This is a genomic window from Autumnicola musiva (assembly GCF_031846585.1).
Lineage (GTDB): Bacteria > Bacteroidota > Bacteroidia > Flavobacteriales > Flavobacteriaceae > Autumnicola > Autumnicola musiva.
In genome coordinates, this window is sequence record NZ_JAVRHK010000005.1 from 204,396 (window position 1) to 219,705 (window position 15,310).

Here is a 15,310-nt window from a genome sequence, read left to right on the forward strand (position 1 = left end):
TTTTTTATTCCACTAATTACTTAATCATGCCAGATCCACAGGAAGAAAACCATCAGAACCATAAAGCCAGGGATTACAAAAAGACCTCTTCAGAGTTTTCCGGAAAAGAAGCCGGTAACAGTGGTGACGCCCAAGAAAAAAAGAGAAACCCTATTGTTCAGGCATTTGCCAAAACCGGTTATGCTATTTGGATAAGTGTAATGGTTATAGGCGGTATTCTGGCATTTATTATATCTCTGGTAGCGATATGAAATTGTTATGGTTATTTTGCCTTACCTGTTCCATTTTATTTCTAAATATTGAAGCTGCTATCATTATACGCCTCGATCTTCCAAATTGGATTTTATACCATCTGAAAGATTTCCTCTGCATGCCGGTGGTACTGGGAATATGCTTAATAACGGTACAGTGGCTAAAACAAGATTATAATTTAAAACTAGGTATTTCCCCAATTTTAGTTCTCACCGTTTTCTATAGTTGGTATTTTGAATTTTTCCTTCCAGAAATTATGAACAGATATACGGCAGATTATATAGATGTCCTAATGTATTTTAGCAGCGCTCTTTCATTTTATTTTTTCCAACACATACACTTAGGAAATAAAAAAGCCGCCGGGGAAGGCAGCTTTTAAATTTTTACGAAATTTCATCTTCCACAGGCCCCTCATCCAAAAAGCCTTTTTCCCTCATCCATTCATCATTAAACACCTTACCAACATACCTGCTTCCATGGTCATGAAAAAGAACCACCACCACATCATCTTTGGTAAAATGTTCTTTTAGCTGAAGCAAACCCTTTGCAGCTGCCCCTGCACTGTTTCCAAGAAAAAAACCTTCCTCTTTGGCAAGTTTCTGAGTATAAATAGCCGCATCTTTATCGGTTACCTTGGTAAAACCATCAATTACACTGAAATTCACATTTTTAGGCAGGATATCTTCTCCAATTCCTTCAGTTACATAAGGATATATTTCTTTTTCGTCAAAAACACCCGTTTCATGATACTTTTTGAAAACCGAACCATAGGTATCAATTCCCCATACTTTGATATTGGGGTTCTGCTCCTTCAGATATTTCCCAACACCGGAAATGGTTCCGCCGGTACCCACCCCTACTACAAAATGAGTAACCTTTCCATCGGTCTGTCTCCAGATTTCAGGGCCGGTACTTTCATAATGCGCTTTGGTATTTGCCAGATTATCATATTGATTTACATACCAGCTGTTGGGAGTTTCTTCAGCTAAACGACGGGAAACGGAATAATACGATCTTGGATCATCCGGCGGTACATCGGTAGGGCAAACTACAATTTCACTGCCTACCGCCTTCAAAATATCAATTTTTTCCTTGCTTTGTTTATCACTAAGCACGCACACCATTTTGTACCCCTTTACTATAGCGGCAAGGGCAAGCCCCATACCTGTATTTCCTGAGGTTCCTTCTATAATTGTTCCGCCGGGTTTTAACCGGCCGTTGGCTTCGGCTTCTTCCACCATTTTTAGAGCCATACGGTCTTTTACAGAATTCCCGGGATTAAAAGTTTCATATTTGGCAAGTACAAGCGCATCAATTTCCTTCGTGATCCTGTTCATTTTCACTAGCGGCGTATTGCCGATTGTACCTAATATATTTTCTGCGTATTCCATTCTTTCATTTTAAGATGTGCAAATGTAAAATTTTCTCCGCAGAACACGCGAATAACTACAGATTTTGCCTTAGGCTGTTGTCTGTTGTCTGTTGTCTGTTGTCTGTTGTCTGTTGTCTGTTGTCTGTTGTCTGTTGTCTGTTGTCTGTTGTCTGTTGTCTGTTGTCTGTTAAAAACTACTATTTTTTCACTCTTCACTTTATCACTCAAATTTCATCGCTTTTACAGGTGAAATTTTAGAGATAATTATGGAGGGAATGAGCAGCATCAGCATACACAGTATTAAGGTTCCAATATTCACAGCTACTATATAATCCCAATCCAGGTAAACCGGAACTTCAGTGACATAGTACGTGCGCGGGTCCAGAGGAAATAGTTTTAAATACTTCTGAAGCAACAGCAGTCCTATTCCTATTAAATTGCCCCAGAAGAGCCCACGCAGAATAAGATATCCGGCATTGTACAAAAAGATCTTCCTGATGGTCCAGTCGGTACTTCCCAGGGCTTTTAACACGCCAATCATTTGTGTTCTTTCCAGGATTAGCACCAGCAAAGCGGTAATCATATTTATTCCCGCCACTAAAATCATTATCCCTATAATAAGCGCAATATTAAAGTCGAACAGGGAGAGCCACTCGAAAATAGCATAATACTTTTGGTTAATGGTTTGGGTATCAAGGAAAGAACCCGTGTTTTCATAAATCTGATTTCCTTTAAAATCAATTTCATCAAAGTCATCTATAAAAACTTCAAAATTTCCCACTTCATCTTCTTCCCACCTGTTCAGCCTCTGAATATGCCTTATATCGGCAATCATGTACAGCTCATCAAATTCCTGAAAGCCTGAATCGTAAATACCCGTAATTACAAAAGCACGTAATAATGGGCGCTCATTATCTTCTCTTAAAAAATAAGTGGGAGCCTTATCTCCTACTTTTAGCTGAAGCCGGTTAGCCAGATAATCTGAAATAAGCACTTCATCATTCAGTTTATTCTGAACATCGGGCAATTCACCCTGCACCAGGAAATCCTTGAAATATTTCCAGTTATAATCTTCTCCCACTCCCTTTACAATCACGCCTTCAAAATCGGTCGCTGTTCGTATAACCCCAAATTTTGTAGCGACGGCCTGGAGATGCTCAATACCTTCTACTTTTTCAAAATTGGGATAAAAATCCTGATCTTTTGAAACCGGCTCAAGGGTAACCTGCGAACTGTTATTGTCATAATTTGAAATAATAACATGGCCGTTAAAAGCAGCAATTTTGTCCCTTATTTTCTGCTGAAGTCCAAGCCCGGTAGCAAAAGAAACCAGCATCATAATCACCCCAATAGCAATAGCAACCACTGCTATTTTCATTATAGGCGCGGAAATACTACTTTTATACTTTTTAGTGCTAATCAGCCGTTTTACAACGAAAAACTCGAAATTCAAACCAGATACATGATTAAAAGGTTATTCAAAAGTACATTTTTATTCGCTCTTATAGGCTTTCTTTCCTGCGGAAACACAAACAGCAAACCAAAAAACGCTGAAGTTCTTCCACAACAAAAAAATGAAGAAACTGTCCGCCCTTTGGAAGAAATAATAGTGGGAGCCAACAGAACTGAAAATTACCTGCCATTGCTGAAGAATAAAAGTGTGGGAATTATTGGCAACCAGAGTTCATTAATTAAAAAGGAAGACGGCAATTATACTCATTTGGTGGATTCCTTAAAAAGTTCAGGAATAAATATTAAAAAAGTTTTTGCCCCTGAACATGGATTTCGCGGGGATGCCGATGCCGGGGAAGCAGTGCAGGACGGAAAAGATCCAAAAACCGGACTTCCGGTTATTTCGCTTTACGGCAATAACAAAAAACCTTCCGCTGAGCAGTTAGAAGGAATCGATATCCTTATTTTTGACCTTCAGGATGTTGGCACAAGGTTCTACACCTATATTTCTTCCCTTCATTATATTATGGAAGCAGCCGCCGAAAATAATATAGACGTTCTGGTTTTTGATCGCCCAAACCCTAACGGTAATTATATTGACGGACCGGTGCTGGAACCACAACATCAAAGTTTTGTGAGCATGCACCCTATTCCCGTGGTACATGGCATGACCATGGGAGAATATGCAAAAATGATCAACGGCGAGGGCTGGCTTAAAAATGGAAAAAAAGTCAATCTCACTGTAACTGAAATGGAAAATTATGATCATTCCAAACCATACAGCCTTCCGGTAAAACCTTCCCCAAATTTACCGAATGACCAGGCCATAAAACTCTACCCAAGCCTTTGCTTTTTTGAAGGCACCAATATAAATGCCGGCCGCGGAACACACAAACAATTCCAGGTTTACGGCTCACCTTATTTAGATAAAGATATTTATGACTTTATATACACCCCGCAATCTATGCCCGGTGCGAAAAGTCCGAAACATTTGGGAAAAACCTGTTATGGAGAAGATCTAAGTAAGGCTAATGTTCCTGAAAAAATCAACCTGGAGTGGCTGATTGAAGCTTACCAGAATACTGCTGATAAAACGGAATTTTTCAACTCGTTCTTCACGAAACTGGCAGGCACTAAAAAACTTCAACAGCAAATTGAAAGCGGACTTTCAGCTGAAGAAATTAGGGAAAGCTGGAAAGTCGGGCTTGAAAATTTCCGAAGAACAAGAGAACAGTATTTAATTTATAAACCTTAGCACCTGATTAAAGACCAAAGACCGCTATGCTGCAAGACACAAGAACAAAAATTTGTGCGTAAAGTAAATGATGATCTTTTAAGTTCTTAAAAAATGTTATAAATCAAAAAACCTTTCAATAGTAGGCCTTAAAAGCTAATTAGAATTTTTCTTAGAAGTCAATTGACTCCCGTCATTTCCTGTGGAAGTGGAGAAGTCCTATCTATAATATCAATCAACTATTTCAGCTTAATTCTCGCCTTCATTTTTTCTACAATGTTGTAAGCGGCGGGACAAATAGCGGTGTTTTTAATGGTGATATTAGAGATTTTATGAAAATCCTTCCTGTCGGTATGGGGATATTCCCGGCAGGCTTTAGGCCGCACATCATAGATGAGGCAGTAATTATCCGGAGCCAGAAAGGCACATGGAACCTCTTGTAACACGTAATCTTTATCTTCGTCTACCCGCAGATACTTATCAATAAACTGCTGTGGCTTTAGTTTTAGATGTTTACTAATGCGCTCAATATCTTTATTGGTAAAAAGTGGGCCGGTGGTTTTACAACAATTCGCGCAATTCAGGCAGTTAGTTTCGGCAAATTCTTCCTCATGCAGCTCCTGCATTTGCCTGTCCAGATCTTTGGGAGGCTTTTTTCTTAATTTCGAAAAAAACTTTTTATTCTCCTTATGCTTATCTTTGGCCCGGTCGGGAAGATTTTCTAACGTTTCCTGCATAGTGCAAAGATATGAATAAGACCCAGAAAGACATATTTGGAATGGCTATTTTAGCCTATTATCATCATCAGGATGAAAGCGACATTATTGTACATTCACCAGATTTTGACGATGATATTATCCCTGTTTCTTACCTGTTCCGGGAATTCTGCGACATGCCTCCTATTGAAAAAACGGCTTTAAAAAATTGTTACGGAAAGGTACTTGATGTAGGATGCGGCGCTGGAAGCCACGCACTTTATCTTCAGAATAACAGAAAATTAAAAGTTACCGGCATAGACACTTCTAAAGGTACTGTGGAAATTGCTGCGGAAAGAGGTCTTAGAGATGTACGCCATCTCGATTTCTTTAAGCTGAAAAATGAGAAATTCGACACCTTGCTGATGCTGATGAATGGTACAGGAATTATTAGCAATCTTAGAAACCTGAACTCTTTTTTCAGCCATATAAGAACCTTATTGCTGCCCGGCGGACAACTGTTAATTGATTCCTCAGATTTGAGTTATTTAAGGGATGATGAAGATGAAGAGGAGCCAGGTGAAAAGTATATTGGAGAAATCCGGTTTCAGCTAAGCTATAAAGGAGATCAATCTGAAAGTTTTGACTGGCTGTATATAGATTTTGAGTCGCTGAAATATATTGCCGGTTATAACAACTTTGACTGTGAACTATTAAAAAAGGGCAGACATTATGATTATCTGGCAAGACTGCAGCCAAAAATGAAGTAATTTTATATTTTTGGTGTTTACTACCCGACCTTAAATCTTAAATACGACCTCCAAGTAATGAAGCATAAGATACCTGAAGTTTTTCCGAAGAAAATACAGCTAAACAAACTGTTGCTGATTTTAGTACTTTTTAGCTTTACTGTTTCCTGTACTAAAGACAATGAAGATTTAAGTGACAGGATTGATAAAAGTGTCAATCTCCGTGGGTTGGGAGATTCAGCCAGCGAACTTTTAAGCGATGAGGAGTTCACCTCCATGAATCTTGAAATTGTATATGTAAGGGGTTATGCTCCAGACTCTGATGCCCTGGAAATGTTCAAAAATTTTCTGGAAAGAAGAACCTTTAAGCCTGATGGCATCAACATAAGTTTACGTGCAGTGGAATCTTCAGGAGAAGCACCATTCGAAATAGAGGAAATTGTTGAAATAGAGAAACAAGAGAGAACGGTTTATAGTGCAGGAGATGAAATTGCGGTTTTTATTTATTATGCAGATGGCAGCAATGAAAATGATGAAGATAATAAGGTAATATTAGGTTCGGCTTTCAGGAACACATCTATGGTTATATACGGTAAAACTATAGAAGATTTTGTTGCCAAACCTGGAAATCCTTCACGTAATACGGTAGAGGCAGCGGTCTTAAACCATGAATTTGGGCATCTATTAGGCCTTGTAGACATTGGTACTGAAGCCCAGTCTGATCATGCCGATAGCGAAAACGACGGACACTGCACTACCAGTGGGTGCCTTATGCGTTCTTCCATAGAATTTGGTTATGGAATTTCCAATATGCTGGATGAAAACGGTGTACCCATGCTGGATGATCTTTGCATTAGGGATTTACAGGCAAACGGTGGCCGGTAATGAATTAAATGAAGTTAGAAGTGGGAAGTTAGAAGGTTTCTTTATCGGTTAGGGGTTGTGGTTGAAAAAATTAAAATTCATTCTTTAAAGCAGCTGAAAAAGCTCCCATCCTTATTTAGGAGAAAAGATAATTAGCTTTCCCTCAAAAAAATGGAAAGTGAAAAGATAAAATGAAATCAAAAATCCGAAGTATATAGGTATCCTCATCAATTATGGGTAGGTGACTTCAAATAATAAAGGTTTATTCCTAAAAGCAGCTAAAAAAGCTTCCCTCCTTTTTTTAAGGAGGGGTGGCCGGAGGCCGGGGTGGTTTTTCAGTAGAAACCAACTGCACTACAAAATCTATTTTCTAATTTGCCACTTCGCTAATAAATTTGATGCGATAAAGCCGTAACTCCTCATCGTCATAATCTCCGTCAAATTCTTCTATCGCGTCATCAATTTTATCGGTTTCAGCTTCAAGAAAATATTCATGGATCTCCTCCTGCTGGTCTTCATCTAAAATATCCTGAAGATAATAATCTATGTTGAGCTTGGTTCCGCTATAGACAATTGCTTCCATTTCCTTAATAAATTCATCCATTGCCATTCCTTTAGCCGAAGCGATATCATCTAAAGGTAACTTTCTGTCTACATTCTGGATAATATAAAGTTTTAATGCAGAATTGGCTCCGGTTGATTTCACCACCAGGTCATCAGGACGAGTAACATCATTCTCCTCAACATACCTGCCGATAAGTTCTACAAACTCTTTTCCGTACTTTTTAGCCTTACCTTCTCCTACTCCAAAAATACTTCCCAATTCTTCAATACTAACTGGATATTTAAGTGCCATATCCTCCAACGAGGGATCCTGGAAAATAACAAAAGGAGGTAGCCCCAGTTTTTTCCCCACTTTCTTCCGCAAATCCTTCAGCATATTCACAAGTTGCCGATCCACTGCTCCCCCTGCTTTGTTGGAAGCTGAAGGTGCGGCCTCAGTGGTAATATCAAAAATATGATCTTCAGTCATCATAAAAGAAGTCGGCTGCTTTAGAAAATCCTCTCCTTTTGGAGTTATCTTTATGACGCCGTAAGTTTCAATATCTTTTTTGAGAAAACCTGAAACCAGTACCTGCCTTATAAGTGCCATCCAAAATTTAGAATCTTTGTAATCTCCCTTCCCAAAAAGCGGGTTTTCATCGGTTTTATGAGAGGCAATAATAGCATTGGATTTCCCCACCAGTGTTCGTACCAGGTCTTTAGCCTTATATAACTCCTTGGTTTCTTTCACTATTTTCAGCAACAACTCAACTTCGTTTTGTGCCTCAGTTTGTTTCTTGGGATACCTCACATTATCGTCCATGGAAGCCCCCTCACCTGTTTCCTGATCAAACTCTTCCCCAAAATAATGCAGAATAAATTTTCTCCTGGAAATTGAAGTTTCGGCATATGCTACAATTTCCTGTAGCAGGGCATGGCCAATTTCCTGCTCTGCCACGGGTTTGCCGCTCATAAACTTTTCCAGCTTTTCTATATCTTTATAAGAATAAAAAGCAAGGCAGTGGCCTTCGCCACCATCTCTTCCCGCTCTACCTGTTTCCTGATAATAACTTTCGATACTTTTGGGGATATCGTGATGGATAACAAAGCGTACATCTGGCTTATCTATCCCCATTCCAAATGCAATGGTGGCTACTACCACATCTATTTCCTCCATCAGGAACATATCCTGATGCCTGGACCTTGTTTTAGCTTCTAATCCTGCATGGTAGGGTACTGCACTTATCCCGTTCACCTGAAGGGTTTGCGCCAGCTCCTCTACTTTTTTTCGGCTAAGGCAATAAACTATACCGGATTTCCCTTCATTCTGCTTTACAAAACGAATAATATCGGCATCTACATTTTTAGTTTTCGGCCGCACTTCATAATAAAGATTAGGCCGGTTAAAACTTGCCTTAAAAGTTTTCGCTTTAGTTATTCCCAGGTTCTTCAAAATATCTTCCTGAACTTTGGGCGTGGCGGTTGCTGTAAGTGCCACAATAGGAATATTGTCTCCAATCCTGCCAATAATGTTTCGCAAATTGCGATATTCAGGCCTGAAGTCGTGGCCCCACTCGCTAATACAATGCGCTTCATCTATAGCCAGAAAAGATATCTTCTGTGTTTTTAGAAAATCCACATAGTCTTCTTTAGTCAAAGATTCGGGGGCTACATATAGCAGTTTGGTAATTCCATTGCTAATATCTTCCTTCACCTGCCGTACCTCGGTCTTGTTCAGGGAGGAGTTAAGAACATGTGCCACGCCATGTTCAGAGGAGATCCCACGAATGGCATCTACCTGGTTCTTCATAAGGGCAATAAGGGGCGAAACCACAATTGCTGTCCCATCGGCGATTAAGGCCGGAAGTTGGTAGCATAGGGACTTTCCTCCTCCGGTCGGCATTACCACAAATGTGTCATTATCTTTCACAACACTGGTAATCACCTCTTCCTGAAGTCCTTTAAATTGGCTAAATCCAAAGTATTTCTTCAGTTGTTGGTGTAAATCAATTTCCGTCAAACTCATTCAATTGTCTTACAATTTTATATACATTTGCAATACTAAATATACATATTTCTTTAGTACTTACAATCCATAATTCATCAAATTTGAAACTTCAGGAAAAAATTCTTACAGCCGCAAAAGAAACCATTTCTACCGAAGCTAAAGCAATTGCAAATCTGGAGAACCTTCTTGATGATGAATTTGTAATGGCGGTAGAAAAAATTTATCATTCCAAAGGGCGATTAATTGTTACAGGAGTGGGCAAAAGTGCCGTTATTGCTACAAAGATCGTGGCTACTCTAAATTCTACAGGTACCCCGGCAATTTTTATGCACGCTGCAGATGCCATTCATGGCGACCTTGGAACTATTCAAAAAGATGACCTGGTGCTGTGTATTTCCAAGAGTGGAAATAGCCCTGAGATTAAAGTTTTGGTTCCTTTAATTAAAAATTTCAATAATTCTCTGTTGGCAATCACCGGAGATAAAGAGTCTTTCCTCGGAAAAGAGGCCGATTTTGTTCTAAATTCCTACGTAGAAAAAGAAGCCTGCCCAAACAACCTGGCACCAACCACCAGTACTACCGCACAGTTAGTAATTGGTGATGCCATAGCCATATGCCTCTTAAAATTAAAAGGATTTTCCAGAAAGGATTTTGCCAAATATCACCCCGGGGGATCCCTTGGCAAAAAACTTTATCTGAGAGTGCGGGATATTACCTCACAGAATGAAAAGCCCATGGTAAAACCCGAGAGCAGTGTTACAGAAGTAATCATAGAAATTTCTGAAAAAATGCTGGGCGTTACAGCCGTGATTGAGAATGGTAAAATAGTAGGGGTAATTACCGATGGAGACATAAGACGTATGTTAAAGGATAATATTGAATTTAAAGCACTTAAAGCTAAAGACATTATGAGCAAAAATCCGAAGCTTATTACACAGGACGCTTTGGCCGTAGATGCTCTTGAACTTATAGAAGAAAACAAAATATCACAGTTGCTGGCCATAGAAGGTAATGAAAATAGCTATGCCGGTGTGGTACATCTTCATAATTTAATTCGCGAAGGAATTTTATAATGAAAAAAATCGAAGCTCCTCAACCGGAACAGGAAAGAGAAATGTCTTTTCTAGACCACCTGGAAGATCTCAGGTGGCATTTAATAAGGGCCACGCTCGCAGTGGTAATTGCAGCAGCACTGGCTTTTTTGGCAAAGGATTTTATATTTGATGTTTTGCTCTTTGGCCCCAGTAAAGGAACTTTCTTTTCATATGATATGCTTTGCCGCATGTCTACTTTTATAGGAATAGACGGTGGCTTTTGTTTTGATGAAATGCCCTTTAGAATTCAAAGTCGAACTATGGGCGGGCAGTTCTCGGCCCACGTATGGACTTCTATAACAGCAGGCTTTATAGTTGCCTTTCCCTATGTTATTTATGAATTTTGGAAGTTTGTGGCTCCAGCCATGCATGAGCATGAAAGAAAAAATGCAAAAGGATTTATTTTTATTACCTCCATTCTTTTCTTCATGGGTGTCCTTTTTGGTTATTATGTAATAACTCCGCTTTCTATTAACTTTCTGGGGAAATATCAGGTAAGTGAAGTGGTTTTTAATGATTTTGACCTGAGTAGCTATATTAGCCTTGTAAGAGCATCAGTACTTGCCAGCGGCTTAATTTTTGAACTACCTATTGTAATATATTTTCTTACAAAAGTGGGGGTGGTAACTCCCGATTTCCTGAGAACTTACCGAAAATATGCTCTGGTCATCGTGTTAATAATTTCAGCAGTTATTACCCCTCCAGATATTGTAAGCCAGATAATTGTGGCTATTCCTGTTTTGATTTTATACGAAGTAAGTATTATTATCTCTAAGATAATCTACAAAAGAGAATTAAAAAATTTAAATAAAAAAGGCTATGATCAACAAGGTTGAGGAATTTAATTCCTATCGCCAACAAATGAATGACAGGATCCTAAGGGAAAATAATAAAGTACTCAAGAGGATTTTTAATCTGGATACCAATGCTTTTTCTGAAGGTGCCCTTGATAAAAGAACAAAAGAATTACTCGGACTTGTGGCCTCACTGGTTTTAAGATGTGACGATTGCGTAAAGTATCATCTGGAATCCAGCCATAAAGAAGATATCAGCAGGGAAGAAGTAATGGAAACCCTTAGTATTGGGACACTCATTGGAGGAACCATAGTTATTCCTCATCTGCGCCGGGCTTTTGAGTATTGGGAAGCTTTGGAAAATGCAAAGGGAGAAGTTGAAGGTTAACTTATGGATTATTTTACGCTATGTAGAATGACTTTAGTATGTTTCTCCCAGCTTACCTTTATACAGGTTGGCCTAATGCACATTCAAAGATGATCCATGAAATCTTTTCCCAAAATCATAAATCTTTTCTTATATAAATAAGAATGCCTTTTTACACTTTTCAGTGTCATTATTTTTAAAACTGAATGTGATTTATGTGACGGCCAATCCTTAAAATTAATGGCAATGGAGCATTTTTGGATATATTTTTGATTAAACCCTTTGGACTGAACAAATATTAAAAAGGATGAAATTACGCGCCGAAAAACTAGTAAAGACATATAAAGGAAGATCTGTTGTTAAAGGAATTTCCCTGGAGGTAAACCAAGGAGAAATTGTTGGATTGCTGGGTCCCAACGGAGCGGGGAAAACCACTTCTTTTTATATGATAGTTGGACTTATAAAACCTAACAGCGGCAGTATTATTCTGGATAAGATAAATATCACCAAATATCCAATGTACAAACGTGCACAAAACGGTATTGGGTATCTCGCGCAGGAAGCTTCGGTTTTCAGAAAGCTTAGTATTGAAGATAATATTATGAGTGTACTGGAACTCACCTCACTCTCCAAAAAAGAACGGCAGCTTAAAATGGAATCCCTTATTGATGAATTCGGGTTAAATCATATCCGCAAGAATCGCGGGGACCTTTTAAGCGGTGGAGAGCGCCGTAGAACAGAAATTGCCCGCGCACTTGCTACCGATCCCAAATTTATCCTTCTAGATGAACCGTTTGCCGGAGTAGATCCGGTGGCTGTGGAAGATATTCAGCGAATTGTTGCCCAGCTAAAAAACAAGAATATCGGCATCCTCATTACAGATCATAACGTACAGGAAACACTGGCAATTACAGACCGCACTTACCTTATGTTTGAAGGTTCCATTCTAAAACACGGGCAGCCAGAAGAACTGGCAGAGGATGAAATGGTTAGAAAAGTTTATCTGGGTAAAAATTTCGAGCTTCGGAAAAAGAAAATATTTGAATAATTTTTTTGGCAAAGTTCATTAATTTATCTGCTCATCTGCAAGAAACGATTTTCAGGCAATATTCTTCTGGTCTCCGAACAAAAGGGATAACAACACGTAACTTATAATTATTGCAGGAATAGCTGCAAACTGTAGCAGGATTATAAGCACCAAACACAACAGGATAAAAATATACCGTAGCTTGTTATGCTGAAAAGACCAGTTAGAAAACTTCAATGCGAATAGCTTTATTTCAGCATTTAGAAAATAACAGCTTAATAAAGTAAGGCCTAACAAAAACCATTCATTCAGAATAAGCGAAGAAGCAAATTCTCCCGGCTGATAAGTAAGAATGAGAGGCAGGCTCAAAATTAATAAAGCATTTGCAGGAGTGGGAAGTCCAATAAAAGAATCGGTTTGCCTATCATCAACATTAAACTTAGCCAGCCTGTAAGCTGAAGCCAATGTTATAAAAAGCCCCACCAGGGCAAGATTATTAAAATTCCACTCCATAAAAGAGCTATCCGCACTCCACTCCGTAGAAATTTCTTCGGGGCTGCCAGGTAAGGCTTTTGCCAACATATGGTACATCACAATACCCGGTACCACGCCGCTGGTCACGGCATCGGCCAATGAATCCAGCTGCAGCCCTACTTCACTTTTCACATCAAGTACCCTGGCGGCAAGCCCGTCAAAGAAATCGAAAAATATTCCCAGCGATACAAAAGCAGCAGCCATAATCAGGTTTCCCTGTACGGCAAAAATTACGGCAATAGTTCCACTTAAAAGATTGAGAAGCGTGATTAGGTTGGGGATATGTTTTTTTAAGGCCATATAAAATTTTGTATAAAAATACTAAGGTAAGAATAAATATGATTTTAGAACTACGAGGTTCGAAGTACGAGGTGGTGTAATATATAACAGCTATTTATTTCTGCTGAATTTGTGGCCAGAATCTCAATCTGTGGCCAGTTACTATTCAAGAATAATTCGCCTGTCTCTTATTTTAACGTTCACTTTAAAACTCTCGCGCAAATCACATTAATTACTGCGGAATCCATTCTTCAGTGCCCCCTGTACATCCTTGATTAGTGTCGACCATTCACTCTGCACTATTTTAACTTTTCACTTTCCACTTATGCGTTTCAGTTTCCTATTTTTGAGACATCTGTGGTGAGACTGGATTTTAATCTTTCCTGAAAAACAGCTAAAATGAAACAAGTATTTTTTGCAATTTTAAGCGGGTTGCTTCTGGCACTGGGATGGCCCATCTTTGGTTTCCCATTTTTACTCTTTTTTGCTTTTGTACCGCTGCTTTTTGCAGAATTTCAAATCAGGAATTTTTCAGAAAAAGCTGTTAAGTGGAAAGTTTTTGGTGCGGCATATCTCACGTTTCTAATCTGGAACCTTATTACCACTTACTGGATTTATTTTTCCACTCCCTTTGGCGGTGCTTTTGCCATTCTGGCAAATTCCCTGTTGATGAGCATTGTATTTCTTATCTATCATATTGTGGCAAAAAGAACCGGTTTTTCTGCGGCATCCACTTTCCTGGTGAGCCTGTGGATGGTTTTTGAACAAATACATCTCAACTGGGATTTCTCATGGCCCTGGCTAAACCTCGGGAATGGATTTTCCGAATATCACAACCTTATCCAATGGTATGAATATACAGGTACATTTGGTGGGACGCTTTGGATCTGGCTCTCCAATATTATGGTTTTTAAGGCACTGCTTCTATACCGGGAATTCAAAGATAAAGGTATTGTCTACCGCGGAATTGTAAAGCTGATGCTACTCATTGGTATTCCCATTGGCCTCTCCTACCTCATAAGGTACAATTATGAAATACCTTCCAAAAGAATGGAAGCTGTGGTGCTGCAGCCTAACATTAATCCTTATACTGAAAAATATAATACTACAGATACCCGAATTGGAGAGCTGCTAAAGGAGCTAAGCAGGGAAAAAATAACCGATTCCACCAGCCTTCTTGTGGCTCCGGAAACAGTATTTGCCGATGGTACTGTTTTATCTGAATTTGAAAATTCTGAAGCTGCCTTTTTTGGCAGGCAACTGGTAAGAAATCATGAAAATCTAAGTTTTCTCGGTGGAATTTCCTTTTATCAGCGTTTTAGTGATCCTTCCCTGGTAAGGCCCCAAAGTAACCGGATTGGTATGAACGACTGGTATGATGATTATAATTCGGCATTTTTGATCAGCAATTTTAAGAATACCCAGCTTTATCACAAATCTAAATTAGTGGTGGGGGTTGAAAATTTTCCGTATCAAAGCCTGTTACGGCCTCTCCTGGGAAATATTATGATAGACCTAGGCGGTACCGTAGCCATGAAAACCACCCAACCCGAGCGTGAAGTTTTCCAGCTGGATAATGGCAGCCTTACTGCACCTATTATTTGCTATGAATCGGTTTATGGGGAATATGTAACCGGCTATGTTCAAAATGGCGCCCAGTTTCTTACTATTATCACCAACGATGCCTGGTGGGGAGATACACCGGGTCATCAACAACATCTTAGCTATGCCAAGTTGAGAGCGATTGAAAACAGGAAAGCAGTGGTAAGAAGTGCCAATACCGGCATTTCAGCTTTTATAAATCCGCTGGGAGATGTGGAAAAAAGTTTAGCGTATGAAGAAAGGGGAAGCCTGAAACATGATCTTGTTCTAAATGACGAGCAAACTTTCTACGTTAAGTATGGAAATTATATTGCCCGCGTTGCTCAATTTCTGGCCCTCTTTATTTTTCTTTTTGCAATAGTTAAATACAGAAGAAAAAGACCGGCGTGAAAGGTTTATTTAGAGTTTGTGATTTGTGATTTGTGATTTGTGGTTTGTGGTTTG

14 protein-coding genes are annotated in these 15,310 nt (G+C 39.2%); 9 read left to right on the forward strand and 5 right to left on the reverse strand.

What is annotated here, in order from left to right; all coding sequences use genetic code 11:
- Positions 1–26: 26 nt before the first annotated feature.
- On the forward strand, positions 27–251 hold the full coding sequence (locus RM539_RS09260) for a hypothetical protein (protein ID WP_311503106.1): 225 nt from the start codon (positions 27–29) through the stop codon (positions 249–251).
- Positions 252–635: 384 nt separating this feature from the next.
- Here RM539_RS09260 and RM539_RS09265 read toward each other — a convergent pair whose 3' ends face one another.
- Both RM539_RS09265 and RM539_RS09270 read right to left on the reverse strand, forming a co-directional pair.
- Positions 636–1,643 (reverse strand): PLP-dependent cysteine synthase family protein, encoded by a 1,008-nt coding sequence (locus RM539_RS09265; RefSeq protein ID WP_311503107.1) that lies wholly within the window; start codon positions 1,641–1,643, stop codon positions 636–638.
- Positions 1,644–1,844: 201 nt separating this feature from the next.
- Positions 1,845–3,077, reverse strand: coding sequence for an ABC transporter permease (locus RM539_RS09270; RefSeq protein WP_311503108.1), 1,233 nt, complete (start codon positions 3,075–3,077; stop codon positions 1,845–1,847).
- A 9-nt stretch (positions 3,078–3,086) separates the two neighbouring features.
- Here RM539_RS09270 and RM539_RS09275 point away from each other — a divergent pair, with 9 nt between their 5' ends.
- Positions 3,087–4,331, forward strand: a complete 1,245-nt coding sequence (locus RM539_RS09275; RefSeq protein WP_311503109.1) for an exo-beta-N-acetylmuramidase NamZ family protein — start codon at positions 3,087–3,089, stop codon at positions 4,329–4,331.
- A 218-nt stretch (positions 4,332–4,549) separates the two neighbouring features.
- Here the strand turns inward: RM539_RS09275 and RM539_RS09280 are convergent, their stop codons facing one another.
- Positions 4,550–5,047, reverse strand: coding sequence for a YkgJ family cysteine cluster protein (locus tag RM539_RS09280; protein WP_311503110.1), 498 nt, complete (start codon positions 5,045–5,047; stop codon positions 4,550–4,552).
- An 11-nt stretch (positions 5,048–5,058) separates the two neighbouring features.
- Between RM539_RS09280 and RM539_RS09285 the strand changes: the two genes are divergently transcribed.
- Positions 5,059–5,775 carry a class I SAM-dependent methyltransferase gene (locus RM539_RS09285; RefSeq protein WP_311503111.1) on the forward strand — a complete coding sequence of 239 codons (717 nt, stop codon included), beginning with the start codon at positions 5,059–5,061 and terminating at the stop codon, positions 5,773–5,775.
- Between the two features lie 57 nt (positions 5,776–5,832).
- Positions 5,833–6,639, forward strand: a complete 807-nt coding sequence (locus RM539_RS09290; RefSeq protein WP_311503112.1) for a hypothetical protein — start codon at positions 5,833–5,835, stop codon at positions 6,637–6,639.
- 349 nt (positions 6,640–6,988) lie between these two features.
- On the opposite strand, the gene RM539_RS09295 is transcribed toward RM539_RS09290, so the two are convergent.
- Positions 6,989–9,187 carry a RecQ family ATP-dependent DNA helicase gene (locus RM539_RS09295; protein WP_311503113.1) on the reverse strand — a complete coding sequence of 733 codons (2,199 nt, stop codon included), beginning with the start codon at positions 9,185–9,187 and terminating at the stop codon, positions 6,989–6,991.
- 83 nt (positions 9,188–9,270) lie between these two features.
- Between RM539_RS09295 and RM539_RS09300 the strand changes: the two genes are divergently transcribed.
- From RM539_RS09300 to lptB, 4 genes are all read left to right on the forward strand, one after another.
- Positions 9,271–10,242, forward strand: coding sequence for a KpsF/GutQ family sugar-phosphate isomerase (locus RM539_RS09300; protein ID WP_311503114.1), 972 nt, complete (start codon positions 9,271–9,273; stop codon positions 10,240–10,242).
- Positions 10,242–11,099 (forward strand): twin-arginine translocase subunit TatC, encoded by an 858-nt coding sequence (gene tatC, locus RM539_RS09305; RefSeq protein WP_311503115.1) that lies wholly within the window; start codon positions 10,242–10,244, stop codon positions 11,097–11,099. The genes RM539_RS09300 and tatC overlap by 1 nt, the downstream gene beginning before the upstream one ends.
- Positions 11,083–11,445 (forward strand): carboxymuconolactone decarboxylase family protein, encoded by a 363-nt coding sequence (locus tag RM539_RS09310; protein WP_311503116.1) that lies wholly within the window; start codon positions 11,083–11,085, stop codon positions 11,443–11,445. The genes tatC and RM539_RS09310 overlap by 17 nt, the downstream gene beginning before the upstream one ends.
- A gap of 286 nt (positions 11,446–11,731) precedes the next feature.
- Positions 11,732–12,472 (forward strand): LPS export ABC transporter ATP-binding protein, encoded by a 741-nt coding sequence (lptB, locus tag RM539_RS09315; protein ID WP_311503117.1) that lies wholly within the window; start codon positions 11,732–11,734, stop codon positions 12,470–12,472.
- 51 nt (positions 12,473–12,523) lie between these two features.
- Here lptB and RM539_RS09320 read toward each other — a convergent pair whose 3' ends face one another.
- The gene (locus RM539_RS09320) at positions 12,524–13,285 is read right to left on the reverse strand and encodes a CDP-alcohol phosphatidyltransferase family protein (RefSeq protein ID WP_311503118.1); all 762 of its coding nucleotides are present in this window, start codon (positions 13,283–13,285) and stop codon (positions 12,524–12,526) included.
- A 378-nt stretch (positions 13,286–13,663) separates the two neighbouring features.
- Between RM539_RS09320 and lnt the strand changes: the two genes are divergently transcribed.
- Complete coding sequence (gene lnt, locus RM539_RS09325) at positions 13,664–15,256, forward strand: apolipoprotein N-acyltransferase (protein WP_311503119.1); 1,593 nt, start codon at positions 13,664–13,666, stop codon at positions 15,254–15,256.
- Positions 15,257–15,310: the final 54 nt, after the last annotated feature.